The following is a 24,879-nucleotide window of genomic DNA, read 5'->3' on the forward strand; positions in this document are numbered from 1 at the left end:
TTACGCACCCGCCCCGGCACGCGCACGAAGGAGAGCCGCGGGGGCGACGTCCTCGAGGGGCAGACCACGGCGAGCCGCGATCTCCTCGGGACGCTGCAGGCCCTTCAGGGCCTCCACGGTCGCGTGCACGATGTTGATGGCGTTGTCGGAGCCGAGCGACTTCGACAGCACGTCGTGGATGCCGGCGCACTCCAGGACGGCACGCACGGGACCACCGGCGATCACACCGGTACCCGGCGAAGCCGGCTTGAGGAGAACGACACCGGCAGCCTTCTCACCCTGGATGGGGTGAGGGATGGTGCCCTGGATGCGGGGGACCTTGAAGAAGTGCTTCTTGGCCTCCTCAACGCCCTTGGCGATGGCGGCCGGCACCTCCTTGGCCTTGCCGTAACCGACACCCACGGTGCCGTCACCGTCGCCCACCACGACCAGCGCGGTGAAGCTGAAGCGACGACCACCCTTGACAACCTTGGCGACGCGGTTGATCGCGACTACGCGCTCAACGTACGCGGTCTTCTCGGCGGCAGCAGCGCCGCCGTCACGGCCCTTCCGGTCCCGCCGCTCGCCGCCACCGGCACCGCTTCCGCGGCGCTGGGGTCCAGCCATTGGATTACCTCTCTCTTTCCGCTAGCTACAAGCGGCTCAGAACTTGAGCCCGGCCTCGCGGGCGGCGTCCGCCAGGGCGGCGATGCGCCCGGCGTACTGGTTGCCACCACGGTCGAACACGACGGCCTCGACACCGGCGGCCTTGGCACGCTCGGCGACCAGAGCGCCGACCTGCTTGGCCTGCGCCGACTTGTCGCCCTCGGCACCGCGGATCGACGCGTCCAGGGTGGACGCCGACGCCAGGGTGTGGCCCTTCAGGTCGTCGATCACCTGCGCCACGATGTGGCGGTTGGAGCGGGTCACGACGAGACGGGGGCGCTCCTCCGTGCCGTTGATCCGCTTGCGGATCCGCAGGTGGCGGCGCTTGATCGCGGCGCGCTTGTAGGCGTCGCCCTTCAGGATCTTCTGCCCGTATGCCATGGCTTACTTACCCGCCTTTCCGACCTTGCGGCGGATGACTTCGCCCTCGTACTTGACGCCCTTGGCCTTGTACGGGTCGGGCTTGCGCAGCTTGCGGATGTTGGCCGCAACCTCGCCGACCTTCTGCTTGTCGATGCCCTCGACCTGGAAACGGGTCGGGGTCTCCACCTTGAAGGAGATGCCCTCGGGGGCCTCGACAACGATCGGGTGGCTGTAACCGAGCGCGAACTCGAGGTTCGAGCCCTTGGCGGTCACGCGGTAACCGACACCGCTGATCTCGAGCTTCTTCACGTAACCCTGGGTCACGCCGGTGATCATGTTCGCCACCAGCGTGCGGGAGAGGCCGTGCAGGGCCTTGCTCTGACGCTCGTCGTTGGGGCGGGTCACCTGCAGGGTGCCGTCCTCGCCCTTGGCGATCTCGATCGGCGCCACGACGGTGTGGGTCAGTTCGCCCTTGGGGCCCTTGACCTTGACCGTACGGCCGTCGATGGTGACGTCCACGCCGGCGGGAACCGCGATGGGGAGCTTGCCGATGCGCGACATAGCTGTTTCCTCCGTTCCCTTCTGCTACCAGACGTAGGCGAGGACTTCCCCACCCACGCCCTTCTTGCCGGCCTGCTTGTCGGTGAGGAGCCCGTGCGACGTGGAGATGATCGCCACGCCGAGGCCACCCAGCACCTTGGGCAGGTTGGTGGACTTCGCGTAAACCCGGAGACCGGGCTTGGAGATCCGCTTGATGCCCGCGATGGAGCGCTCACGGTTCGGGCCGAACTTCAGCTCGAGAACGAGGTTCTTGCCGACCTCGGCGTCCTCGACCTTCCAGCCCGTGATGAAGCCCTCCTGCTGGAGGATCTCCGCGATGTGAGACTTGATCTTCGAGTGCGGCATCGCCACGGAGTCGTGGTACGCCGAGTTCGCGTTACGCAGACGCGTCAGCATGTCTGCGATCGGATCAGTCATGGTCATGAATTGGCCTGTGGCCTTTCTCGCCGGGGTTTCCTATATGCGCCATCCCTCTCCCCGTACTTCTGCAGACGGGACGGGTGCGGTGCGGGGACCTACGGCGTAGTAAGTCGATCCAGGGCGGCAGAGGCCCAACCCTCCTAGCCTAAGGCATCAGAGGTGGGGCCCCTGCCGACCCAGTTGCTTACCGAGAGGTCCAGGAATCCCTTGTTTAGGGGATTACCAGGAGCTCTTGGTCACGCCCGGCAGCTCGCCACGGTGAGCCATCTCACGAAGGCACACGCGGCAGAGGCCGAACTTGCGGTACACGGAGTGCGGACGGCCGCAGCGCTGGCAGCGGGTGTAGCCACGCACACCGAACTTGGGCTTGCGAGCAGCCTTAGCGATCAGAGCCTTCTTCGCCATCTCGCTCACGCCTCCTTGAAGGGGAAGCCGAGGTGACGAAGGAGCGCGCGGCCCTCAGCGTCGTTGGTCGCCGTGGTGACCACGGTGATGTCCATACCCCGGACACGGTCGATCTTGTCCTGGTCGATCTCGTGGAACATGACCTGCTCCGTGAGACCGAAGGTGTAGTTGCCACGGCCGTCGAACTGCTTGGGGGACAGACCACGGAAGTCGCGGATGCGCGGCAGCGCGAGCGACAGGGTGCGGTCCAGGAACTCCCACATGCGGTCGCCACGGAGCGTGACGTGGGCACCGATCGGCTGACCCTCGCGCAGCTTGAACTGCGCGATGGACTTGCGGGCCTTGGTGACGGCCGGCTTCTGACCGGTGATCGTGGTGAGGTCGCGGATGGCGCCCTCGATCAGCTTGGAGTCGCGGGCGGCGTCGCCCACACCCATGTTGACCACGATCTTGACGAGGCCGGGAACCTGCATGACGTTCTCGTACTTGAACTCGTCACGCAGCTTGCCCGCGATCTCCTCGCGGTACTTCGTCTTCAGACGCGGAGTGGTGGTGGTAGCCATCAGATGTCCTCACCCGTCCGCTTGGCAACGCGGATCTTGTTGCCCTCTTCGTCGAAGCGGTAACCGACTCGCGTGACGACCTTCTTGCCGTCCTTCTCCACGACCAGCTGGACGTTGGAGACGTGGACCGGCGCCTCGGTGGTCACGATGCCGCCGGCCTGGTTCGGGCCGGTCTTCGTGTGCTTCTTGACCCGGTTGACACCCTCGACCAGGACGCGGTCCTCGCGGGGGAAGGCCGCGATGACCTTGCCCTGCTTGCCCTTGTCCTTACCGGTGATGACCTGGACCAGGTCGCCCTTCTTGATCTTCATGCTTACAGCACCTCCGGCGCGAGCGAGATGATCTTCATGAACTTCTTCTCGCGCAGCTCACGGCCGACCGGGCCGAAGATGCGGGTGCCGCGAGGGTCGCCGTCGTTCTTCAGAATGACGGCGGCGTTCTCGTCGAAGCGGATGTACGAGCCGTCCGGACGACGGCGCTCCTTGACGGTGCGCACGACGACAGCCTTGACGACGTCGCCCTTCTTCACGTTGCCACCGGGGATCGCGTCCTTGACGGTGGCGACGATGACGTCACCGATGCCCGCGTAGCGGCGACCGGAGCCACCGAGCACACGGATGCAAAGGATCTCCTTCGCACCAGTGTTGTCGGCGACACGCAGTCGCGACTCCTGCTGGATCACGTCTATCTCCTGATCGTCTGCCGGTTCCCGGCAGGGGTCCTGTTACGGGACCCCTGCCGAGCCTGGCGGAACTGTCCTGCGGAAAACCCCGCAGGAATTACTTGGCCTTCTCGAGGATCTCGACGACGCGCCAGCGCTTCGTCGCGGACAGCGGCCGGGTCTCCATGAGGAGGACGCGGTCGCCGACGCCCGCAGCGTTCTGCTCGTCGTGGGCCTTGAGCTTGTTCGTACGGCGGATGACCTTGCCGTACAGCGCGTGCTTCACACGGTCCTCGACGGCGACGACGACGGTCTTGTCCATCTTGTCGCTGACGACCAGACCCTCACGGGTCTTGCGGAAGCCTCGGGCTTCGGTGTTCTCAGTCACGTTGCTCTCGCTCATCAGGCGCTCTCCACCGTCTCGATGCCCAGCTCGCGCTCACGCATCAGGGTGTAGATCCGCGCGATGTCCTTGCGGACGGCCTTCAGCCGACCGTGGTTCTCGAGCTGACCGGTCGCCGCCTGGAAGCGGAGGTTGAACAGCTCTTCCTTGGCCTCGCGGAGCTTCGCCAGAAGCTCCTCGTTGCCCAGCTCGCGCAGCTCGGACGCCTTGGTACCGGCCGACATCACGCTTCACCTGCCTCGCGCTTGACGATCCGGCACTTCATCGGCAGCTTGTGGGCCGCACGAGTCAGCGCCTCACGGGCGATCTTCTCGTTGGGGTACGACAGCTCGAACATGACGCGTCCGGGCTTGACGTTGGCGATCCACCACTCCGGCGAACCCTTACCGGAACCCATGCGGGTCTCGGCAGGCTTCTTGGTGAGGGGACGGTCCGGGTAGATGTTGATCCAGACCTTGCCGCCACGCTTGATGTGGCGGGTCATCGCGATACGAGCCGCCTCGATCTGGCGGTTCGTCACGTAGGCCGGGGTCAGCGCCTGGATGCCGTACTCGCCGAACGCAACCTGCGTTCCACCCTTGGACATACCGTTGCGCTTCGGGTGGTGCTGCTTGCGGTGCTTGACCCTACGGGGGATCAGCATGACGGTCAGGCCTCCGTTCCGGTGCTCTCAGCCGGAGCGGCGGCGGGAGCCTCGGCCTTGGGGGCCTCGGCGCCGGCAGCCTGCTGCGGCTTACGACCGCGCCCGCCGCGCTCGCCACCACGGCCACCACGGGCCGGGCGGTCGGCGCCACCACGGGCCGGGCGGTTACCCGCACGGGCCGCAGCGTTCTCGGCGCGGACCTCGGCGATGTTCTTGACGTCGCCCTTGTAGATCCAGACCTTCACACCGATGCGGCCGAAGGTCGTCTTGGCCTCGAAGAAGCCGTAGTCCACGTTCGCGCGGAGCGTGTGCAGGGGCACACGGCCCTCGCGGTAGAACTCCGAGCGGGACATCTCGGCGCCGCCGAGGCGGCCACCGCACTGGATCTTGATGCCCTTGGCGCCGGCCTTCATGGCGGACTGCATGCTCTTACGCATGGCCCGACGGAAGGAGACGCGGGAGGAAAGCTGCTCGGCGACGGCCTGAGCAACCAGCTGAGCGTCCGTCTCGGGGTTCTTGACCTCGAGGATGTTCAGCTGGACCTGCTTGCCCGTCAGCTTCTCCAGCTGACCGCGGATCTTGTCGGCCTCCGCACCGCGGCGGCCGATGACGATGCCGGGACGCGCGGTGTGGATGTCCACGCGGACACGGTCACGGGTGCGCTCGATCTCAACCTTCGAGATGCCGGCGCGCTCCATGCCGGACGTCAGCATCCGACGGATGGCGACGTCTTCCTTGACGTAGTCCTTGTAGAGCTTGTCGGCGTACCAACGCGACTTGAAGTCGGTCGTGACACCGAGCCGGAACCCGTGCGGGTTTACCTTCTGGCCCATTACCGGGTTCCTTCCTTGCTGGCGACGACCACGGTGATGTGGCTGGTCCGCTTGCGGATCCGGTAGGCACGGCCCTGGGCACGCGGACGGAACCGCTTCAGGGTCGGGCCCTCGTCGACGTACGCCTCGCTGATGAACAGCGAGGAGGCGTCCGTGTGGTCGTAGTTGTGCGCGGCGTTGGCGATGGCGCTGTCGAGCACCTTGCCGACCGGCACGGAGGCTGCCTGCGGAGCGAATCGCAGAACAGCCTGGGCCTCCGTGGCGTCCATGCCACGGATGAGGTCCACCACGCGGCGGGCCTTCATGGGCGTGACGCGGATGTACCGCGCCTGGGCCCTGGCTTCCATGGTTGTCCCTTCAGTTTCTTACGTGTCTGAGTGCGATCCGCTACTAGCGGCGCTTCGACTTCCGGTCGTCCTTGACGTGACCCCGGAAGGTGCGCGTCGGCGAGAACTCGCCGAGCTTGTGGCCGACCATCGACTCGGTGACGAACACCGGGATGTGGGTCTTGCCGTTGTGCACCGCGAGCGTGTGGCCGAGCATGGCCGGCACGATCATGGAGCGACGGGACCAGGTCTTGATGACGTTCTTGGTGCCGGCTTCGTTCTGGGCGTCCACCTTCTTGATCAGGTGGTCGTCGACGAAGGGCCCCTTCTTGAGACTGCGCGGCATCTAAACCCGCTCCTAGCGCTTCTTGTTCGTCTTGCGGCGGCGGACGATGTACTTGTTCGACGCCTTCTTGGGCGAACGAGTACGGCCTTCCTTCTTGCCCCACGGGCTGACCGGGTGGCGACCACCGGAGGTCTTGCCCTCACCACCACCGTGCGGGTGGTCGACCGGGTTCATGACGACACCACGGACGGTCGGGCGAACGCCCAGCCACCGCTTACGGCCGGCCTTACCCCAGTTGATGTTGGACTGCTCGGCGTTGCCGACCTCGCCGACGGTGGCGCGGCAGCGCACGTCGACCAGGCGGATCTCACCGGACGGCATGCGGAGGTGGGCCATCGAGCCCTCCTTCGCGAGCAGCTGCACGGAGGCACCGGCGGAGCGGGCGAACTTGGCGCCGCCACCGGGACGAAGCTCCACGGAGTGGATCGTCGTACCGACGGGGATGTTGCGCAGCGCCAGGTTGTTGCCGGGCTTGATGTCGGCACCGGGGCCGTTCTCGATCCGGTCGCCCTGGTTGAGGCCCTTGGGGGCCAGGATGTAGCGCTTCTCGCCGTCCGCGTAGTGCAGGAGCGCGATGCGCGCGGTGCGGTTGGGGTCGTACTCGATGTGAGCGACCTTCGCCGGCACGCCGTCCTTGTCGTGACGACGGAAGTCGATCACGCGGTAGGCGCGCTTGTGGCCACCACCCTGGTGGCGGACGGTCACGCGACCGGAGTTGTTACGGCCACCCTTGCTGTGCAGGGGGCGAACCAGCGACTTCTCCGGCGTGGACCGCGTGACCTCGACGAAGTCGGCGACGCTGGCGCCACGACGGCCAGGAGTCGTCGGCTTGTACTTGCGGATACCCATTTCTCAGTCCTCGTCCGATATTCGGACGATCCTGACCGCTTACGCGGTCGGACCGCCGAAGATGTCGATACGGTCGCCCTCGGCGAGGGTCACGATCGCGCGCTTGGTCGCGGCACGCTGGCCGAAACCGGTGCGGGTGCGCTTGCGCTTGCCCACGCGGTTGATCGTGTTCACCCCGGTGACCTTGACCTCGAAGACCGTCTCGACGGCCTGCTTGATCTGGGTCTTGTTGGAGCGCGGGTCGACGATGAACGTGTACTTGTTCTCGTCCAGGAGCGCGTAGCTCTTCTCGGAGACCACCGGCTTGATCAGCACGTCACGGGGGTCCGTGTACGACTTGCTGAGCGGGGTGATGACCGTGTTCTTGCCCTCGGCGGCGTGGCGACGCGCCTTCTTGACGCGCGCCTCCTTGGCCTTCTTGGCAGCCTTCGAGGCGACGGCGGGGTGACGGATAGCCATCAGACCTCAGTCCCTTCGGTGTCGGTGGCCTTCGGGCCGGACACGAAGGACTCGAAAGCGGCCTGGGTGAAGACCACGTCGTCGGAGACGAGAACGTCGTACGTGTTCAGCTGGCCCGGCTCCAGGATGTGGACCTGGGGCAGGTTGCGGGCGGACAGCCACGCGGCCTCGTCGGCGCGCTCGACGACCAGGAGCAGGTTCTTGCGCTCCGAGATCTTGCCGAACAGCGTCTTGGCGGCCTTGGTGGAAACCGCGCCCTCGACCACGCCGGAGACGACGTGGATGCGGTTGTGGCGGGCCCGGTCGGTGAGGGCACCGCGCAGGGCGGCGGCCTTCATCTTCTTGGGGGTCCGCTGCGAGTAGTCACGCGGCTGCGGGCCGTGGACGACGCCACCGCCGGCGAACTGCGGGGCGCGGGTCGAGCCCTGACGGGCGCGGCCGGTGCCCTTCTGGCGGTAAGGCTTCTTGCCACCACCACGGACTTCGCCACGGGTCTTGGTCTTGTGCGTGCCCTGGCGGGCAGCGGCCAGCTGCGCGACGACGACCTGGTGGATCAGCGGAACGCTGACCTTGGCGTCGAAGATCTCCGCGGGGAGCTCGACGGAACCGGCCTTGTCGCCCGCCGGCGAAAGGATGTCAACAGTGCTCATCGGTTACCTCAGGCCCCCTTGGCCGCGGTGCGGACCAGGACGAGGCCGCCGTTCGGACCGGGAACCGCGCCCTTGATGAGCAGCAGACCCTTCTCCGCGTCAACGGCGTGGACGGTCAGGTTCTGGGTGGTGACCCGCTCGTTGCCCATGCGACCCGCCATGCGGAGGCCCTTGAACACGCGGCCCGGGGTGGCGCAGCCACCGATGGAACCGGGCGAGCGGTGCTTGCGCTGGGTGCCGTGTCCGGCGCCGAGGCCACGGAAGTTGTGGCGCTTCATGACACCGGCGAAGCCCTTGCCCTTGCTCTTGCCGGTCACGTCGACCTTGACGCCGGCCTCGAACACCTCAGCGGTGATCTCCTGGCCGAGCGTGTACTCGGAGGCGTCCGCGGTGCGGATCTCGACGAGGTGGCGACGGGGGGTGACGTCGGCCTTGGCGAAGTGACCCTTGAGGGGCTTGTTCACCTTGCGCGGGTCGATCTCGCCGAAGGCGATCTGGACCGACTCGTAGCCGTCGACGTCGTTCGTACGGACCTGGGTCACGACGTTGGGGCCGGCCTTGACGACGGTGACCGGAACAACACGGTTGTTCTCGTCCCACACCTGCGTCATGCCGAGCTTCTCGCCCAGGATGCCCTTGATCTGCTTAGCCATTCTCAGCTCACCGACCCTCAGAGCTTGATCTCGATGTCGACACCGGCCGGGAGGTCGAGTCGCATCAGAGAGTCAACGGTCTTGGGGGTGGGGTCGAGAATGTCGATCAGGCGCTTGTGCGTGCGCATCTCGAAGTGCTCGCGCGAGTCCTTGTACTTGTGCGGCGACTTGATGACGCAGTACACGTTCTTCTCAGTGGGCAGCGGCACCGGGCCCGCGACCGACGCACCAGTGCGCGTCACCGTCTCGACGATCTTCTTCGCCGAGCTGTCGATGACCTCGTGGTCGTAGGCCTTGAGCCGGATGCGGATCTTCTGTCCCGCCATGGCTACTCAGTAGTCCTGTCTCTCTACAGCTCTGGAACCCGGCAGTTGTGTTCTGCCCTTCGTTCTCCGACCCACGCGGTCGGGCGTGTCGCGCTCCCGCTGACACGGATGTCCCTTGTTCGAACATCCCTGCGGGGAATGCACACGGCCCTTCCGGAACCGCAAGCCGGGGGCGGAAGGCCCACCGGGTGCCTGGCCGGTGCCGCGCATACGCTTCCCGGAAGATTCCCGTACGTCCGCCCCAGTGCTGCCATCAGGCAGTTAGGGCGACGAGTACTGTGGGACTCGCTTCCAGTCCTCCCGGCGGGAGGCGCGCAGCATCAACACTCGACCGAGCAACTCCGACAGTCTGCCATACGGGGCATGGCAGACGCCAATCGAGCCGGAGAGAATACCCCGGGAGTGACGGACGTCAAACCCGGGGTCACGGTCCTGCGTGGTCCTCCAGGAACCCGCCGATCAGCTCCGCCGGATTGGCGGCGACCGTGGCCTCCACCTCCCAGCCCGGCCGGTCCATGTCGAACACGACGACGGGGACGTCCCTGCCGAGCACACGCGCGAGGTGCCCGCCGCTGTGCAGCGCCCAGGCGGCGTCGAGACACACCTCGTCGAACCGCCGTACGAGCTCGTCGTCGTACTCCTCGACCAGGTCCTCGTCGAGATCGCCGGCGAGATCGTCGGCGTACCAGATCCCGGCGGCCCGGGCCTCGGCGAGATGCAGCGCGCTGCCGACCGGGTCCTCGGGCACATGCCCGATCCGCTCGAACCCGTCCAGCAGCCAGTACGGGTAGTGCCACCGAGCCAGGGGCCCCTCCCGCCGCGCCTGGCTCTCGGTGTTGTAGCCGACGGCGACGTAGGGGAACCGGGGGTCCTGGTCCTCGTGCCAGATCCGGAAGGAAACGGCGTAGATCTCGGGCCGCAGCGCCTCGGGAAACCCCTCCAGCGCCCGCTCGGCCCCGCTCCGGACGTGCGCGCGGAGAGTCTCGTGCATGATCAGAAGCCCCAGGGGTCGGGATGCGGCGTGAGGGACCTGTCCTCGGACCAGACGAGCCGGGCCTCCAGCCGCTCCCCCAGCAGCCCGGCCAGCCGCTCGACGGCCCAGCCGTTCCAGTGGACGACACCCGGCGACTCGGGCACGCGGAAGGCCGGCAGGTCGGTGGGCAGGGCGTCCGGACGGAAGACGGTGATCTTCATCGGGCCCCCGCCCTTCTTGGGCTTGGACGAGCGGCGCACGTCCACACAGTCGACGACCGCCCCGACGGCATAGAGCAGATACGCCCCCTCCTCGGCCCCCTCGACCTCGACCGGCAGCATCCGCCCCGCCTTCCCCAGGTCCTCCCCCAGCGACTCCGCGACCCGCCGGCTCAGGACGGGCGCCCCCGTGTATCCCGACGGGAACTCGGACTCCGGCAGCTTGGGGTTGCCGTCCCACTCGGCCGTCACCGAGCCGGGCGGCTCCGCGGCGGAACCGATCAGCCAGCGGATGACCTGGGTGAGCGACGGGCCGAAGAGGAGGGTGCGCACGTCGCCGAACCAGGGTTGCAGGCGGTACACGGACAACGGGTTCCGGATCATGACGCCGCGTCGCCCCCCATCGGCGTCCCCACCCCTCAGAGCCACTCTCCTCCGTCGTCCTCCACGGCACCGCCGTACTCACGCACCACCACGACCAGCTGCACCGGCGCCTCGGTGTCGTCGTGCTTGACGCCAGCCAGGAGAACCTTGTCCGAGATCCTCCACGCGGTGTGGTCGATGTAGTCCACACCGTCGGTCAGATCCTCCTCGACGGCCTCCAGCCGGGCGCCGAGCTCCCCGGACTCCAACTGGGCGGCTACGCGCGGAAGTTCGGCGGAAGCGGCATCGTAGAGGTCGTCGATGTACGTGTCCGGGTCCGGCCACTCCTCCTCGACCTCCCGGTACCAGAGCGTGAACTCCACCTCCACGGACGGCCCGTCCCCCTGAATCCACGCGTGCGCGCCGTCCCGCCGCCAGGTCGTCGCCCATTCCTTCGCCGGATTCCTGCGCTCGCCTTCCCAGCCGGCGGCGTGGAGAACCGCGGCCGCGGCCGGGCCGGTGAGTTCACGAAGTTCGGAGAGTCGACCCAATTCTGCGCTTACGTCAACCATTTACTCATTCCGCTCATACCGTTGCCGGGTACGTGAAACACCGCAAGCGTACCATTTGCCATTTGTTCCGGGAAATTAGTGGCAAGCACTTCCGTGAAGTGGGCCGCACCCGCCTCATTGGAAATGGCATAGCGTACGCCTTTCCCGCCGAGCTCTTCGTTCAGCTTCAGAAGCTTTTCGGCCTGGTCAGTGATTTTACTCTCGTTGTAGAAAGAGCTCTCGGGATTGTATGCCGACTTGGCCCACTCACTCTCCCGTCCTCCGGTGAACTTCGCCTCCATGATCCAGCCGTTGGTGGGGCCGCCGTCCACATGCACCTCACGGCCGTTGGACAGCTTCCAGATCTGCTCGTAGTCCGTGCCGGACACGACCCGCTGGTACCTGAACGAGGGGCGCTTCAGCATCTTCTCGGTCAGCCAGGCGAGCCCCTTGAAGGTGGGGCAGGTCTGCAACCCCAGAGGGTCGGACCAGACCAGAGGGTTGACCACGTATGCGTAGTGATCAGGCCCGGCGGCGAGCCCCAGAGGGTCGGGGGAGATGTACCGGGAGGTGTGCGGGTCGTAGTAGCGGAAATAGTTGTAGTGGAGTTCACTCTCGGCGTCGAAATACTGGCCGGGGAACCGAAGGGAACAGTCTTCTTCCCGCGTCGGTGTCTGCCGCGCTGCGCCCCATAGGTTCGACCTGTTCTTCCAGGTCGTTTCTCCATCCGGAGAGAGCAATTGGAATGGGCTCCCCGCGAGGTCGCTCACGATGAGCCGGAATCTCCGGTCCACCTCGTCCTGTGGTGCGTCACGAAGCCATTCACAAGTGCTCTGAGCCACCGGACGGTGGCTCTCGGGCGCGTACTCCCAGGTGACGCTGCTGCGGCCACCGGCTCCGCGATCGTGTATCTCCTCCGCCAGCCGGCTGCCGTCCCAGACGAAGAACACCGCCTCGGCGACCTGTCCCGAGGAATCCAGGCGCTCCTTGGATATCCGACGTCCCAGGGGGTCGTAGGCGTAGCGCCAGGTCGCTCCGTCCGGCGTGACAAGGCGCGTCAGTCGGTCCTCAGCGTTCCAGGTGTACGTCCAGACCCTCCGCAGACCCGAGAGGGTTCGCCTCGCCCGGCGGATCACACGGCCCTGGGAGTCGTACGCATAGCGGGTCCGTCCGGCCCTCGTCAGCCGGCTTCCGGAGTACTCGAACCGCCGTGCGGCGTCCTCCCGTTCAATGTCTCCGTGCTGCTGATCAGAGCCGGCCAGCCGTCCGCCGATGTCGTACGCGTAGTGCTCGGTCCAGTCGTCCGCCGTGACGCCGGTGGGCCGGCCGGTCACATCGAGCGCATAGCTCGCCGTGCCGTCCCCGGCATCGATCACCTCGACGGGACCGGCAGGGCCGTGCACGTACTGACGTTCGGCGGACACAGTCCCCGAGGCCTGGCGTCCCGCGCCAAGGACCGTCTGCCGTCGCATGCGGTGCATGACGTCCCAGGCCTGTCGCACGGACACCTGGTCCCCCAGGCGTATCTCCGTCTCCCTGCCTGCGGCGTCGTACGCGAAATGCAGGGCATGGTCGAAGGCCACCAGTTCCCGCGCCTGTCCGTCAGGGGTGTAGGACCAGCTGCTCACTGCTCCGGACGGAGTGGCGCGCGCTGTACGGCGGCCGGCGAGGTCGTAGCGGAAGCTGCTGGTTCTGCCGTTGACGGTCTCTTCCGTGACCCGGCCGTACTCGTCATGGGCGAAGGTGAGGTGGACTCCGGGCGACAGCGCTTCTCTCAGCAGTCCGGCGTCGTCGTACCGGAAGACGGTAGTGGTGTCTCCGGCTCGCTTCTCGACGACGTTGCCGATCACGTCACGCAGATACTCGATCGTCTCGCCGGCACCGTTGATCTGCCTGGTCAGACGGCCCACCTCGTCGCGGACATAGCTGAGCGAGCGCCCGTCGAAGTCGTGCTCCGCCACCAGATGACCTGCCGCGTCGTAGACGTAGTTCCAGGTCAGCCCATGGGCGTTGGTGACCGCGGTGAGCCGCAGCTCGGTGTCGTGGTGGAAGCGAAGGGTCGCGCCTGCCGGATCAGTTCTGCTCACCAGGAGATCGAAGTGCGAATACGTCGATGTGGTCGTCGCACCAGCGGCGTCGGTGTAGGCGAGGAGGTTTCCCTCCGCGTCCCAGGTCCAGCACTCCACGCTGCCGTCGGCTGCGATCCTCTCCCTTCTCCTGCCCTCCGGGGTCCAGGAGATGCGGGTGGTGCCGCCCATGGGATCCGTCACTGTGTCGATGCGGCCGAACGCGTCGCGCGTGTATGCGACGACCGCACCGGTGGCACTTGTGACCCGGACCGGTAGCCCGGCGGCATCCGTCACGAGGGAGGTCGTCGCACCCAGAGGATCCGTGATTCCGGTAAGTGCGCCCCGAGGACCGTAGCTGAAGCGGGTCTCAGCGGCGTACGGCTCCGTCACGGAGGTGCGGTTCCCGCGTTCGTCGTACGAGTAGGTACGTACGGCGCCGTCGGCGCCGATCGTCATGACCGGGAGGTGCCACTGGTTGTACTCGGCGGTCGCCCTGCGGCCGTCGGGGCCGATGATCGAGGTGACGTTGCCGGCTTCGTCGTAGGTGTACGCGGTCTCGCGCCCCATCGGGTCGGTCTGCCTGAGCAGTCGGCCATGGCGGTCCCATTCGAGCGACTCCTGCCGCTCCAGCGGGTCGGTCACCCGAACGAGCTGCAGAAGCTCGTTGTACTCGTAACGGGTCGCGTGTCCCAGCGAGTTCGTGTACGTGGTTGTGCGCCGCGCGGTGTCGTATGTGATGACGCAGTCCAGATACCCATCGGCCCCCCGTCCCGCCACGCAGCGGTCCTCGCCGTCGTACGTGAACCGGTACCAGCTGCCGTTCCGGTCGGTCCAGGAGACGACGCGCGCCCGGTTGTCGTACTCCAGGCGGAGCGGCAGCCCGGAGGAGTTGTAGATCTCGGTGAGGTTCCGGTCGGCCGAGTACGCATACCGCCGAAGCGTCGTGACGCCGTCGGCCTCGGCGTCGGCGCTGCCACGCAGTCGCAGACGCGTGACCAGGCCGTCCGTCGTCTCGACCTCGATGTGATACCCACCGGCGTGCCGAACCGCGGTAGGCGCCCCGTCGGCGCACCGGTCGAAATCGATGCGGTTGTCGTTCCGATCGGTCATCGCGGACAGCGCCAACGTGTACGGCATATCCGGCAGCGGCTCCGTCACCACGGTGAAGTGGCGGGTGACGCCGAGGGCGGGGTCGTGGATGCGCAGGGTTCCTTGCTGCGGACCGTCCCACTCCAACGGCCACTGCGGACCTTCGAGCGGCAGTGTCGGTTCGCCGGGACGCGGCACCGGATACGCGAGGATCATGCCGTCCTCAGCGGCGAACAGGACCCCTTGGTCGTCGAGTTCGACCCGCTCGTCGAGCGTGGATGCCCACGACCTCCCGAACCACCGCCCTTCTCGGTACGTGGAGACATGAGTCCGTTTCAGTGCCAACGTCAGGACTCCGGGCAGCTCGACATCCGTGTCGTACATCAGCATCTCGCCGGAGACCATGTCGATGGGGTCGCCGCCGGGACACCGTCCCGCGAGCGCCTTGGCCCTTTTCACGAGATTGCCCGCGCCACCTCTGAGGGACCTGCCCAGTCCCTTGATGCCCTGGGCCATGCCCTTGAGCCCCAGCTTGCCTGCGGCCTTGAGCCCCTTGGCCAGCCCCCCAAGCGTCGTCAACCCCTTCATGCCAGGTATGCAGTCCAGCGCCGCGAACGCCACATCCCACAGCGACGCTCTGCCCTGCGAGTACTTATAGAGCGTGTCCGCGAGCACCACCAACGCCGCGATCAGCACGATCGCACCGAGAATCGGCCCGCCGATGATCATCGCGATGACACCCAGCACCGCCACGACGACCTTGCAGACGGCGACGATGTTGTCCCAGTTGTCGGTGAACCAGTCGCCGATCTCCTCCCACCACGACCGGTTCTGGATCCCCGCGTCCGACGCCTCGTCGATCTTCGACTTCGCCGTCCGCGCCGCCTCCTGGCGCATCTTGCGCGCATCCTCGGCCATCTTCTTCGCCGCGTCCAACGCACTCTGAGCCGTGGAGACATCCGACTGCGCACTGGCCTGAGCGGCCTCCGCATGCTGCACATCCCGGGTGGCGGCACGCACCTTCGCCTCGTCCGGCTTCTCCGTCGACTTGCTGCCCGTCGGGTCGTCCTTGTACTTGTCCGCCTCCTTCCCCGCCCGCGTCACCCACGAATCCGCCGACGACAGACGCGACTTCGCCGAGGACAGATCCGACCGCGCCTCACGGCCCTTCACCAACGCACGGTCCGCCAGCGCCTGCGCACGCTCCAGCTTCGGCCAGTAGTCCGCCAGCGCGTCCCCGCACAGCGAGTACGACTTCTCCAGCTTCTTCAGGTTCTTCGGGACATCGGCGAAGTCCTCCTTGAAGACCTCCGCCGACTTGCCCGCCCACTCCGCAAGCGTCGACTCCCCCGCCATCCCCTTCACCAGACGCAACGCGTCCGAGACGTCATCCGCGAAGTCATGCAGAGACTTGGCCAGTTGGCGGACCCGCTGCGGATCCCCCGGCACCGGGTCCTCGTCCAGATCCAGGACATGCCAGTCCGTCGGCCGATGGCCCGCCATGCAGCAACCCCCGTCACCAGTGCATCAGCGTCAACGTTCGTATGCGGGTGTGAATTTACTGCACCCCGCTGCTCGCACAAGAGCCTGTACAGCCGCCCGCGCGCCCGGTTTGATCAGACCATGCGAAGATCCACTCCCTGGACGCGCCGCTGGGGCGCGGCCGCTCTGGTGTCCGCGGCCGTGGCCGTGCTGCTCCCGCTGCTGCGCTACGGCGCGCCCGTCCCCCGCTGGGACGTGATGGCCGCGCTGGCCGGGGCGCTGGTGTGCGGGCTCGGGTGGGTGGTGGCGACGGGGCGGGCTCCGCGGCTCGGGCCGGCGCGGCAGGGGGACGGTGGGCCGGTGCCGGGGGTGATTCCGCGGATGCCGGTGTCCTCGTTCGGGCGTGGGACGGCACTGGCCCTCGCGGCGTACGCCCTGGTCGCGGCGCAGTTGCTCGCCTGGCAGCCGGACGGCGGACAGGGGCGTACGCTCGCGGCGATCCAGGACGCGGGGGCGCGGGTGTCGCACACCCGCCGGACGGCACCCGCCTCGCCGTGGACCGCGGCATCGTCGCGGGGGCGCCCTTCGCCTATGACGAGGTGGACGTGCTGCATGTTCCGGGCCGGCCGGAGCTGGGCGGGTGGGTGGACGCCAGCACCGACATCACGGCGTACGCGCAGACCTGGCGGCCGCCGCTCGCCTTCGCGCCGTACTTTCTCGTCGTCGTCGCGGGTCTGCTCTTCCTGGGCGCTTCCGACCGCTCCCGGCTGACGGGCCGCGGTGCGCGGCGGCTGCTGCGCGAGGACGCGGCCCAGGGGCGTGTGTACGCGGTGCCGGTGCGCCGGCTGACGGCGGTGCGCGGCGAGCACCGGACGGTCGGTTCCCGGGCGGGCAGCATCAAGGTCGAGGTGAGGGTGTCCCTGGAGGCCGACACCGAGTCGGGCTCGCTGCGCCTGTTCGTGCCGAGCGAGGAGATCGCGCCTCTTGCGACGGAGTTCGGCGCCGGCGGGGGCCGGCTGCTGTTCGCCCGGCGCTGGGAGCTGACGGACGAGAAACACTCGGTGCCGGGTGTGTACGTCACCCCGGACGGCCGTGTGTGCCACTTCAACGCCCTCCGCGCGGACGTCCGCTCCCTCACGGCAGCTCGCGGGGCCCTGGTCGGCACGGACCGGTCCGTCACCGCCCGCCCCTGGGAAGGCGCCTGTACGACGACGCCCTGGGCCCGCCTCACCGTCGTCGGCGCCTATGCCGCGGCGGCCGCCTGCGCTCTGCCGGTGCTGACGGGTGGTGCCTCGCATCTGACGGGCTATCTGCCGATGGCGGCGCTGGGAGCGGCGTCCGTGCTCGCGCTGTTCCTGGGCCGGACCACCCGTATCGACCCGGTCTGGCAGCGCCGTACGACCAGCGACTCCCGGGTCCGAGGCGCTCAGGCCCGCTGACGCAGCCGTGTGAACGACGCGTCCAGGCCCCGCTTCATCACCCGCGCCACCGGCCGCTCCACGAACCGGTGCACCAGCCAGCTCAGCACCAGGAACCCGGCGGTCACCAGCGCGATCAGCAGTCGGGGGTCCATCGTGTCGCGCAGCCGGTTGATGACCGCCGTACCGGCGACGTAGTGCAGGAGGTACAGCGGGTACGTCAGACAGCCCGCCGTCACCAGCCACCGCCACTGGAAGCGGTCGGCCCAGCCGAGCGCGACGGCGACCATGACCAGCAGGAACGTGGTGTAGATCAGCAGTGCGCCGCGCCAGCTGGAGACGCCCTCGTACACCACGCGCTGCGCCAGCTCGTGCTGCGCCATCAGCCAGGACATGCCGAGGATGCCCCACAGCAGCAGGTCCTGGCCGAAGCGGTGCATGAGGTAGAGGGCGAGGCCGGTGATGAAGTACCAGGCGCCGTCGGGCTGGGCGAACAGCGTGAGCAGCGGCAGCTTGGCGACGGGCGCGAGCATCGCGGCCGCGCCCCAGACGCAGCAGAAGACGACGACCCTGCGGTACGTCAGCCCCATGGCGACGACGACCAGGAAGAGCAGGTAGAACCGCAGCTCGGACCAGAGGGTCCAGTAGACGGCGTCGACGTGCGGGACGCGGGAGCCGGTCTGCAGCATGGTGAGGTTGAGCAGCACGTCCCGGGCGGGGAGCCGCTCCCAGACCCCGGGGAGGGCGACGACCACACCGGTGGTGAACAGCACCGCGAACCAGTACGCCGGGTACAGCCGGATCACGCGGGAGACGAAGAACTGCCGGGGGCTGCGGCCCCAGCAGGACATGCAGATCACGAAGCCGCTGATCACGAAGAAGATCTCGACGCCGATCCAGCCGAAGGACGCGACCCGGAACACGGTCGGCATGATGTCCTGCACCGGACGGTCCCAGATGGCGTTGCCGGGCTGGTCGGCGCGCTTGGTGCCGGCGAAGTGGTGCATCACCACCAGCAGGGCCGCGGCGAGCCGGATGCCGTCGACCAGGTACAGCCGAGGGCGCTTGCGCAGGGCGCCGGGCGCCTCGGGCGTGCCGGCCGGCGGGGTCGGGGCGGGCCGCTCGGCGACGGCGACACCGTGCGTGGCTATCGACGATCTGAGCACACCCGCACGCTACGCGGGCACCTTCCGCCCCTTGCGGGCACAAGGGGCCATTTCACCCACCTGCTCGGCTTTGTTGACCCACTTCTCGCCCCTCGGCAGCCCAGCGTTCCCGAAGACTTCACCACCCGCCGCAGGGCAGAGGCAAAGCGAAGGGGCCCGCACGACCGAAGTCGTACGGGCCCCTCCTGGAGCTCGTTGGAGCTACCGGGTCAACCGACCCTCAAGCAAGCGGGGAGCTTACTTCAGGATCTTGGTGACCTGGCCGGCGCCCACGGTCCGGCCACCCTCACGGATGGCGAACTTCAGGCCCTCCTCCATGGCGATGGGCTGGATCAGCTCAACGCGCATGTCGGTGTTGTCGCCCGGCATGACCATCTCGGTGCCCTCGGGGAGGTGCACGACGCCGGTCACGTCCGTGGTACGGAAGTAGAACTGCGGGCGGTAGTTGTTGAAGAACGGCGTGTGGCGGCCACCCTCGTCCTTGGACAGGATGTACGCCGTGGCCTCGAACTCCGTGTGCGGGGTGACCGAGCCGGGCTTGATGATGACCTGGCCGCGCTCGACGTCCTCGCGCTTGATGCCGCGGAGCAGCAGACCGACGTTCTCACCGGCCTGGCCCTCGTCGAGCAGCTTGCGGAACATCTCGATGCCGGTGACCGTGGTGGTGGTCTTCTCGGTCTTGATGCCGATGATGTCGACGGTCTCGTTGACCTTGAGGACACCACGCTCGATACGGCCGGTGACGACCGTACCGCGACCGGTGATCGTGAAGACGTCCTCGATCGGCATCAGGAACGGCTTGTCGACGTCACGCTCGGGCTCCGGGATGGACTCGTCGACGGCCTTCATCAGGTCGAGGACGGACTGCGTCCAGGTGGCGTCGCCCTCGAGCGCCTTCAGCGCCGAGACCTTGACGACCGGCAGGTCGTCGCCCGGGAACTCGTACTCGGAGAGGAGCTCACGCACCTCGAGCTCGACGAGCTCCAGGATCTCCTCGTCGTCCACCATGTCGGCCTTGTTCAGGGCGACGACGATGTACGGCACGCCGACCTGGCGGGCCAGGAGCACGTGCTCCTTGGTCTGCGGCATCGGACCGTCGGTCGCGGCGACCACGAGGATCGCGCCGTCCATCTGGGCGGCACCGGTGATCATGTTCTTGATGTAGTCCGCGTGACCGGGGCAGTCGACGTGGGCGTAGTGACGCGCCTCGGTCTGGTACTCGACGTGCGCGATGGAGATGGTGATACCGCGCTGGCGCTCCTCGGGAGCCTTGTCGATGTTGTCGAACGGGGTGGCCTCGTTCAGCTCCGGGTACGCGTCGTGCAGCACCTTGGTAATGGCGGCCGTGAGGGTCGTCTTACCGTGGTCGATGTGACCGATGGTGCCGATGTTGACGTGCGGCTTAGTCCGCTCGAACTTCGCCTTCGCCACTGGGGTCCTCCTGGGAGTGGTTCTGGTACGCCTTACTTCATCGGCGCCAGGTGATCTTTGCTGTTAAGTCCCGGAACCCGGGGCAAACACCCACGATCGTGTGCGTTTGCCCCGTGAGGCTCCGGAGTCAAGCCTACGGCGTGAGAACGCGGTGCGTTACTCGCCCTTGGCCTTCGCGATGATCTCCTCGGCGACGTTCCGCGGAACCTCGGCGTAGGAGTCGAACTGCATGGAGTAGCTGGCGCGGCCGGACGTCTTGCTGCGCAGGTCGCCGACGTAGCCGAACATCTCCGAGAGGGGCACGAGACCCTTCACGACGCGGGCACCGGCCCGCTCCTCCATGGCCTGGATCTGGCCACGGCGGGAGTTGATGTCGCCGATGACCTCACCCATGTAGTCCTCGGGCGTGGTGACCTCGACGGCCATCATCGGCTCGAGCAGCACGGGGCTGGCCTTGCGCGCGGCCTCCTTGAAGGCCTGCGAACCGGCGATCTTGAACGCGAGCTCGGAGGAGTCGACCTCGTGGTAGGCACCGTCGAGCAGGGTGACGCGCACGCCGGTCATCTCGTAGCCGGCGAGGATACCGAACTGCATGGCCTCCTGCGCACCGGCGTCGACCGAAGGGATGTACTCCTTCGGGATACGGCCACCGGTCACCTTGTTCACGAACTCGTACGACGTGTCGCCGCCCTCGAGGGGCTCGATCGCGATCTGCACCTTGGCGAACTGACCGGTACCACCGGTCTGCTTCTTGTGGGTGTAGTCCACGCGCTCGACGGCCTTGCGGATCGTCTCGCGGTACGCGACCTGCGGCTTGCCGACGTTGGCCTCGACCTTGAACTCACGGCGCATACGGTCGACCAGCACCTCGAGGTGCAGCTCGCCCATACCACCGATGATGGTCTGGCCGGTCTCCTCGTCCGAGTGGACCTGGAAGGAGGGGTCCTCCTCCGCGAGACGCTGGATGGCGACACCCAGCTTCTCCTGGTCACCCTTGGACTTGGGCTCGATGGCGACCTGGATGACCGGCGCCGGGAAGTCCATGGACTCCAGGATCACCGGCTGCTTGTCGTCGCACAGCGTCTCACCGGTCGTGGTCTGCTTCAGACCCATGACGGCGATGATGTCGCCGGCGCCCACCGAGTCGATCTCCTCACGCTTGTTCGCGTGCATGCGGTAGATCTTGCCGATGCGCTCCTTCTTGCCCTTGACGGAGTTCAGCACGGCGGTGCCGGACTCCAGGCGGCCCGAGTAGACCCGGACGAAGGTGAGCTTGCCGAGGTGCGGGTCGCTCATGATCTTGAACGCCAGCGCGGACAGCGGCTCGTCGTCGGACGGCTTGCGCTTGACGACCTCCTCCGGGTCGCTCACGCCGTGGCCCTCGATGGCCTCGACGTCGAGCGGGGTGGGGAGGTAGCGCACGACCGCGTCGAGCAGGGGCTGGACGCCCTTGTTCTTGAACGCGGTGCCGCAGAACACGGGGGTGACCGTCGTGCCCTGGGACTTGCCGGACGCGATGGTGATGCGACGGATCGCGGCGTACAGCTGCTCCTCGGAAGGCTCCTCGCCCTCCAGGTACAGCTCCATGATCTCTTCGTCGTTCTCGGCCACGGCCTCGATGAGCTTGCCGCGGTACTCCTCGGCAGCCTCGGTGTGCGTGTCCGGGATGTCGACGACGTCGTACATCTCGCCCTTGGCGGCCTCGGCGGACCACACGAGCGCCTTCATGCGGACCAGGTCCACGACGCCCTTGAAGTCGGCCTCGGCGCCGATCGGGAGCTGCATGACGAGCGGCTGGGCGCCCAGGCGGTCCGAGATCATGTCCACGCAGCGGTGGAACTCGGCGCCGGTACGGTCCAGCTTGTTGACGAAGCAGATACGCGGAACGCCGTAACGGTCGGCCTGACGCCACACCGTCTCGGACTGCGGCTCCACGCCGGCAACGCCGTCGAACACCGTCACGGCGCCGTCGAGGACGCGGAGCGAACGCTCCACCTCGACGGTGAAGTCGACGTGACCCGGGGTGTCGATGATGTTGATGGTGTGGTCGACGCCCTCAAGCGGCCAGTGACAGGTGGTGGCAGCAGAGGTGATCGTGATGCCACGCTCCTGCTCCTGCTCCATCCAGTCCATGGTGGCGGCGCCGTCGTGGACCTCACCGATCTTGTACGAAACGCCGGTGTAGAACAGGATCCGCTCGGTGGTGGTCGTCTTGCCCGCGTCGATGTGGGCCATGATCCCGATGTTGCGGACCCTGGCCAGGTCAAGCGAAGTGGTAGCCATAAGGCTTCAGTCTTCTCTCGGTCTCGATGGGGTCTGCGACTACCAGCGGTAGTGCGCGAAGGCCTTGTTGGACTCGGCCATCTTGTGCGTGTCCTCGCGCTTCTTGACGGCCGCACCGAGGCCGTTCGAAGCGTCGAGAAGCTCGTTGAGCAGACGCTCGGTCATGGTCTTCTCGCGACGGGCGCGGGAGTAACCGACCAGCCAGCGCAGCGCCAGGGTGTTGGCGCGGCCCGGCTTGACCTCGACCGGGACCTGGTAGGTGGCGCCACCGACACGGCGGGACTTGACCTCGAGGGTCGGCTTGATGTTCTCGAGAGCGCGCTTCAGCGTGATGACCGGGTCGTTGCCGGTCTTCTCGCGCAGGCCCTCCATGGCGCCGTAGACGATGCGCTCGGCGGTGGAGCGCTTGCCGTTCAGCAGCACCTTGTTGATGAGCGAGGTGACAAGAGGAGAACCGTAGACCGGGTCGATGATGACCGGGCGCTTCGGGGCGGGGCCCTTACGAGGCATTCTTACTTCTCCTTCTTGGCGCCGTAACGGCTGCGAGCCTGCTTGCGGTTCTTGACACCCTGGGTGTCGAGCGAACCGCGGATGATCTTGTAGCGAACACCCGGCAGGTCCTTCACACGGCCGCCGCGCACGAGCACGATGGAGTGCTCCTGCAGGTTGTGTCCCTCACCCGGAATGTAAGCGGTGACCTCGATCCCGCTGGTCAGACGCACACGCGCGACCTTACGCAGGGCCGAGTTCGGCTTCTTCGGGGTGGTCGTGAACACACGCGTGCAGACGCCACGACGCTGAGGGGAACCCTCGAGTGCGGGCGTCTTGTTCTTCTCGACCTTGTCCTGCCGGCCCTTGCGGACCAGCTGCTGGATCGTAGGCACTACTTCTCCGGTTTCTGTGTGCCGAATGGTGAAGCTAACCTGGAACGTCGCCGACCCACGCGGTCGGGTGTGTCGAATCCCGCGAACCCCCGCCGCAAGGCGAGAAGGGCGCAGATTACGGTGGCCGGTCTCGGCCCGTATGCGGTCGAAGGCACGCACGAGGGCCAGGGCACACCCCAGGCACAAGGTCTGAGCGTACCTACCGCATTCGCTGCGGTCAAAACAAATGGAACCGGGCCCGACCTGCCCGACTTGCCGCCTGTGTCCGCGCCCCCCGGAACCGGGCGCCGGCCGGGGCTCAGACCAGGGCGACCGCCAGGACGAGCAGCAGGATCAGGCCCGCCGCCCACGCGGCCGTGGCCAGCCAGCCCAGGACCAGACCGGCCAGCGCCAGTCCGTCGCCGCCCTCTCCGCTGCGGCGGATCTCGGTGCGCGCCGCGTGGCCGAGAACGATCGCCGGGATGCCCGTGAGACCGCCGGTGAAGAACACCAGGCCCCCGCAGATCGCCGCCCCGATCGCCTTCTCGTTGGTCTTCGGCCGGCCCATCGGCATGAAGGTCACCGGCACGCTCGCCGGCTGCGGCATCGGCCCCTGCGGCAGATCCGCGACCAGCAGCGCCAGCTCGCCCACGGTACGGGCCCCGTACGCCCGCTCCACCCGCTTCTCGAACTCGGGCCGCTCCAGCCGCCCCTCCCCGTAACCGGCCCTCAGGACGTCGACCGCGCGCTCGCGGTCGGCGTTGGAGGCGAGCAGCGACGGGGCGTTCTGCCCGGTCCACGGCTGCCATGCGGGGTACGACACCGAAGAGCACCTCCCGAGACTGTGCGACACCATCATGCGCCGAAGCGCACGATCGGCACAGTCCCGAGTGGAGTGGCCCTGCGTGCGAGGGGCGTCCGGGGCGAACAGACTGTGGCCATGTCCACGTCGCAGACGCCGGCCGCTCCCGAGCCGCCTCCGCCGCGCTCGCCCGCCTCGGCGTTCCTGGAGAAGGCCGCGATCGTGGCGGCGCCGAGCACCGTGACCTTCGGCCTGCTCTACTACTTCGGCAGCCTGTACCTCAAGTCGTACTACTCCGCCCTCGGCGTGCTGCCGGAGGACCTCGGCTTCTCCATCCAGGGCGTCGTCGCCAACAGCACGAGCGCGGTGTTCCTGCCGCTGTGCGGGCTGCTGGCCGCGGGGCTGATCGTGTTCCTGGGGCTCGGCTGGCTGGGGCGGGTCCTGGCCGGACCGGAGCACGCGGTGCGGCGCCGTGCGGCCGTCGTCTGGCTGCTCGGTCTCGGCATCGCCCTGATCCTGGTGGGCCTGCCCGCCTTCTTCTCGGACCTGGCCGCCGTCTTCCCGGTGGGCTGGCCCCGCCGCTACATGCCGGGCCTGCTGGCGGCCCTGGGGTCCACCCTCGCCGTCTTCGCCGTCCATCTGCGCCTGAGCGAGGGCACCGGCACCCGCGTCCGGGACGCCGCGGCCGGCGAGCGGATGTGGCTGGCGGGCGGCACCCTGCTCATCGGCCTGCTGACGGTCAGCCTCTTCTACGCCATGGCGCAGTACGTCGCCGACGTCGGCCGCGGTGACGCCGTGCTGGACGCCGAGGAGGGCTATCGGGGCACGCCGTTCGTGGTGGTGCACTCGAAGGTGCCGCTGGACCACACCGCGAAGAGCATCACGTTCAAGGACCACGGCCGCCGCAGCGAGCCGTACCGGTACGAGTACCGGGGCTTCCGCATCCTCGCCAAGGCTCCGGCCCGCTTCTACCTCGTCTCCTACGCCTCACGCTACGAGGACCGCCATGTGGTGGTGCTGCCCGACGACGGCACCACCTGGCTGGAGATCCGCGGCGCCTGACGC

The 24,879-nt window shown here is 67.5% G+C and carries 31 protein-coding genes; 2 read left to right on the forward strand and 29 right to left on the reverse strand.

The features are described from left to right. The 23 genes from rpsE to RKD23_RS15380 all read right to left on the reverse strand — a co-directional run bounded on the left by rpsE (position 1) and on the right by RKD23_RS15380 (position 15,872). Positions 1-606 carry a 30S ribosomal protein S5 gene (gene rpsE, locus RKD23_RS15270; RefSeq protein ID WP_019753099.1) on the reverse strand — a complete coding sequence of 202 codons (606 nt, stop codon included), beginning with the start codon at positions 604-606 and terminating at the stop codon, positions 1-3. Positions 607-642: 36 nt separating this feature from the next. Continuing rightward, positions 643-1,026 (reverse strand): 50S ribosomal protein L18, encoded by a 384-nt coding sequence (rplR, locus tag RKD23_RS15275; RefSeq protein WP_404043684.1) that lies wholly within the window; start codon positions 1,024-1,026, stop codon positions 643-645. A gap of 3 nt (positions 1,027-1,029) precedes the next feature. After that, positions 1,030-1,569, reverse strand: coding sequence for a 50S ribosomal protein L6 (gene rplF / locus RKD23_RS15280; protein ID WP_404043686.1), 540 nt, complete (start codon positions 1,567-1,569; stop codon positions 1,030-1,032). A 24-nt stretch (positions 1,570-1,593) separates the two neighbouring features. Next, positions 1,594-1,992, reverse strand: a complete 399-nt coding sequence (rpsH, locus tag RKD23_RS15285) for a 30S ribosomal protein S8 (RefSeq protein ID WP_004984520.1) — start codon at positions 1,990-1,992, stop codon at positions 1,594-1,596. A gap of 216 nt (positions 1,993-2,208) precedes the next feature. Beyond that, entirely contained in the window at positions 2,209-2,394 is a 186-nt protein-coding gene (locus RKD23_RS15290; RefSeq protein WP_003948630.1) for a type Z 30S ribosomal protein S14, read from the reverse strand. A 5-nt stretch (positions 2,395-2,399) separates the two neighbouring features. Further along, entirely contained in the window at positions 2,400-2,957 is a 558-nt protein-coding gene (rplE, locus tag RKD23_RS15295) for a 50S ribosomal protein L5 (protein WP_053661885.1), read from the reverse strand. Next, positions 2,957-3,268, reverse strand: a complete 312-nt coding sequence (rplX, locus tag RKD23_RS15300) for a 50S ribosomal protein L24 (protein WP_404043689.1) — start codon at positions 3,266-3,268, stop codon at positions 2,957-2,959. Before rplX ends, rplE begins: the two co-directional genes overlap by 1 nt. A gap of 2 nt (positions 3,269-3,270) precedes the next feature. After that, positions 3,271-3,639 (reverse strand): 50S ribosomal protein L14, encoded by a 369-nt coding sequence (rplN, locus tag RKD23_RS15305; protein ID WP_055718836.1) that lies wholly within the window; start codon positions 3,637-3,639, stop codon positions 3,271-3,273. A gap of 97 nt (positions 3,640-3,736) precedes the next feature. Then, the gene (gene rpsQ, locus RKD23_RS15310) at positions 3,737-4,021 is read right to left on the reverse strand and encodes a 30S ribosomal protein S17 (protein WP_014674375.1); all 285 of its coding nucleotides are present in this window, start codon (positions 4,019-4,021) and stop codon (positions 3,737-3,739) included. Next, positions 4,021-4,245, reverse strand: a complete 225-nt coding sequence (gene rpmC, locus RKD23_RS15315) for a 50S ribosomal protein L29 (RefSeq protein ID WP_003974259.1) — start codon at positions 4,243-4,245, stop codon at positions 4,021-4,023. The genes rpsQ and rpmC overlap by 1 nt, the downstream gene beginning before the upstream one ends. Next, positions 4,245-4,664, reverse strand: a complete 420-nt coding sequence (rplP, locus tag RKD23_RS15320; protein WP_009190136.1) for a 50S ribosomal protein L16 — start codon at positions 4,662-4,664, stop codon at positions 4,245-4,247. Before rplP ends, rpmC begins: the two co-directional genes overlap by 1 nt. 5 nt (positions 4,665-4,669) lie before the next feature. Continuing rightward, positions 4,670-5,497, reverse strand: coding sequence for a 30S ribosomal protein S3 (gene rpsC / locus RKD23_RS15325; RefSeq protein ID WP_399649785.1), 828 nt, complete (start codon positions 5,495-5,497; stop codon positions 4,670-4,672). After that, entirely contained in the window at positions 5,497-5,844 is a 348-nt protein-coding gene (gene rplV / locus RKD23_RS15330) for a 50S ribosomal protein L22 (RefSeq protein ID WP_003998827.1), read from the reverse strand. Before rplV ends, rpsC begins: the two co-directional genes overlap by 1 nt. A gap of 43 nt (positions 5,845-5,887) precedes the next feature. Beyond that, complete coding sequence (gene rpsS / locus RKD23_RS15335) at positions 5,888-6,169, reverse strand: 30S ribosomal protein S19 (protein ID WP_003992359.1); 282 nt, start codon at positions 6,167-6,169, stop codon at positions 5,888-5,890. 12 nt (positions 6,170-6,181) lie between these two features. After that, positions 6,182-7,018 carry a 50S ribosomal protein L2 gene (rplB, locus tag RKD23_RS15340; protein ID WP_404043693.1) on the reverse strand — a complete coding sequence of 279 codons (837 nt, stop codon included), beginning with the start codon at positions 7,016-7,018 and terminating at the stop codon, positions 6,182-6,184. A 39-nt stretch (positions 7,019-7,057) separates the two neighbouring features. Then, the gene (gene rplW / locus RKD23_RS15345) at positions 7,058-7,477 is read right to left on the reverse strand and encodes a 50S ribosomal protein L23 (protein WP_404043695.1); all 420 of its coding nucleotides are present in this window, start codon (positions 7,475-7,477) and stop codon (positions 7,058-7,060) included. Further along, positions 7,477-8,127: a 50S ribosomal protein L4 gene (rplD, locus tag RKD23_RS15350; RefSeq protein ID WP_404043697.1), complete on the reverse strand. Its 651-nt coding sequence runs from the start codon at positions 8,125-8,127 to the stop codon at positions 7,477-7,479. The genes rplW and rplD overlap by 1 nt, the downstream gene beginning before the upstream one ends. A gap of 8 nt (positions 8,128-8,135) precedes the next feature. Beyond that, positions 8,136-8,780 carry a 50S ribosomal protein L3 gene (gene rplC / locus RKD23_RS15355; RefSeq protein ID WP_014674369.1) on the reverse strand — a complete coding sequence of 215 codons (645 nt, stop codon included), beginning with the start codon at positions 8,778-8,780 and terminating at the stop codon, positions 8,136-8,138. A gap of 17 nt (positions 8,781-8,797) precedes the next feature. Further along, complete coding sequence (gene rpsJ / locus RKD23_RS15360; protein ID WP_003948644.1) at positions 8,798-9,106, reverse strand: 30S ribosomal protein S10; 309 nt, start codon at positions 9,104-9,106, stop codon at positions 8,798-8,800. Between the two features lie 424 nt (positions 9,107-9,530). Next, on the reverse strand, positions 9,531-10,097 hold the full coding sequence (locus tag RKD23_RS15365) for a hypothetical protein (RefSeq protein WP_424854180.1): 567 nt from the start codon (positions 10,095-10,097) through the stop codon (positions 9,531-9,533). A gap of 2 nt (positions 10,098-10,099) precedes the next feature. Continuing rightward, a complete protein-coding gene (locus tag RKD23_RS15370) occupies positions 10,100-10,660 on the reverse strand; it encodes a hypothetical protein (RefSeq protein WP_424854181.1) in 561 nt (186 codons plus the stop codon). Between the two features lie 56 nt (positions 10,661-10,716). Further along, on the reverse strand, positions 10,717-11,232 hold the full coding sequence (locus RKD23_RS15375; protein ID WP_424854182.1) for a hypothetical protein: 516 nt from the start codon (positions 11,230-11,232) through the stop codon (positions 10,717-10,719). Further along, on the reverse strand, positions 11,220-15,872 hold the full coding sequence (locus RKD23_RS15380) for an RHS repeat-associated core domain-containing protein (RefSeq protein WP_424854183.1): 4,653 nt from the start codon (positions 15,870-15,872) through the stop codon (positions 11,220-11,222). Before RKD23_RS15380 ends, RKD23_RS15375 begins: the two co-directional genes overlap by 13 nt. Before the next feature lie 533 nt (positions 15,873-16,405). Between RKD23_RS15380 and RKD23_RS15385 the strand changes: the two genes are divergently transcribed. Further along, a complete protein-coding gene (locus tag RKD23_RS15385) occupies positions 16,406-17,290 on the forward strand; it encodes a hypothetical protein (RefSeq protein WP_424854184.1) in 885 nt (294 codons plus the stop codon). Here RKD23_RS15385 and RKD23_RS15390 read toward each other — a convergent pair. The 6 genes from RKD23_RS15390 to RKD23_RS15415 all read right to left on the reverse strand — a co-directional run bounded on the left by RKD23_RS15390 (position 17,278) and on the right by RKD23_RS15415 (position 23,835). Further along, positions 17,278-18,435, reverse strand: coding sequence for an acyltransferase family protein (locus RKD23_RS15390; protein ID WP_424854185.1), 1,158 nt, complete (start codon positions 18,433-18,435; stop codon positions 17,278-17,280). The two genes, RKD23_RS15385 and RKD23_RS15390, sit on opposite strands and share 13 nt — an antisense overlap. Before the next feature lie 237 nt (positions 18,436-18,672). Beyond that, entirely contained in the window at positions 18,673-19,866 is a 1,194-nt protein-coding gene (tuf, locus tag RKD23_RS15395; protein ID WP_424854186.1) for an elongation factor Tu, read from the reverse strand. Between the two features lie 156 nt (positions 19,867-20,022). Continuing rightward, entirely contained in the window at positions 20,023-22,149 is a 2,127-nt protein-coding gene (gene fusA, locus RKD23_RS15400; RefSeq protein WP_424854187.1) for an elongation factor G, read from the reverse strand. Between the two features lie 39 nt (positions 22,150-22,188). Continuing rightward, positions 22,189-22,659, reverse strand: a complete 471-nt coding sequence (gene rpsG, locus RKD23_RS15405; protein WP_003998848.1) for a 30S ribosomal protein S7 — start codon at positions 22,657-22,659, stop codon at positions 22,189-22,191. A 2-nt stretch (positions 22,660-22,661) separates the two neighbouring features. Continuing rightward, positions 22,662-23,033: a 30S ribosomal protein S12 gene (rpsL, locus tag RKD23_RS15410; RefSeq protein WP_003948652.1), complete on the reverse strand. Its 372-nt coding sequence runs from the start codon at positions 23,031-23,033 to the stop codon at positions 22,662-22,664. Between the two features lie 298 nt (positions 23,034-23,331). Beyond that, positions 23,332-23,835, reverse strand: a complete 504-nt coding sequence (locus RKD23_RS15415; protein ID WP_424854188.1) for a DUF1707 and DUF4190 domain-containing protein — start codon at positions 23,833-23,835, stop codon at positions 23,332-23,334. A 117-nt stretch (positions 23,836-23,952) separates the two neighbouring features. Here RKD23_RS15415 and RKD23_RS15420 point away from each other — a divergent pair, with 117 nt between their 5' ends. After that, positions 23,953-24,876 carry a hypothetical protein gene (locus RKD23_RS15420; RefSeq protein ID WP_424854189.1) on the forward strand — a complete coding sequence of 308 codons (924 nt, stop codon included), beginning with the start codon at positions 23,953-23,955 and terminating at the stop codon, positions 24,874-24,876. Positions 24,877-24,879 lie beyond the last annotated feature (3 nt).

It is taken from the genome of Streptomyces sp. SAI-170 (assembly GCF_049739565.1).
Lineage (GTDB): Bacteria > Actinomycetota > Actinomycetes > Streptomycetales > Streptomycetaceae > Streptomyces.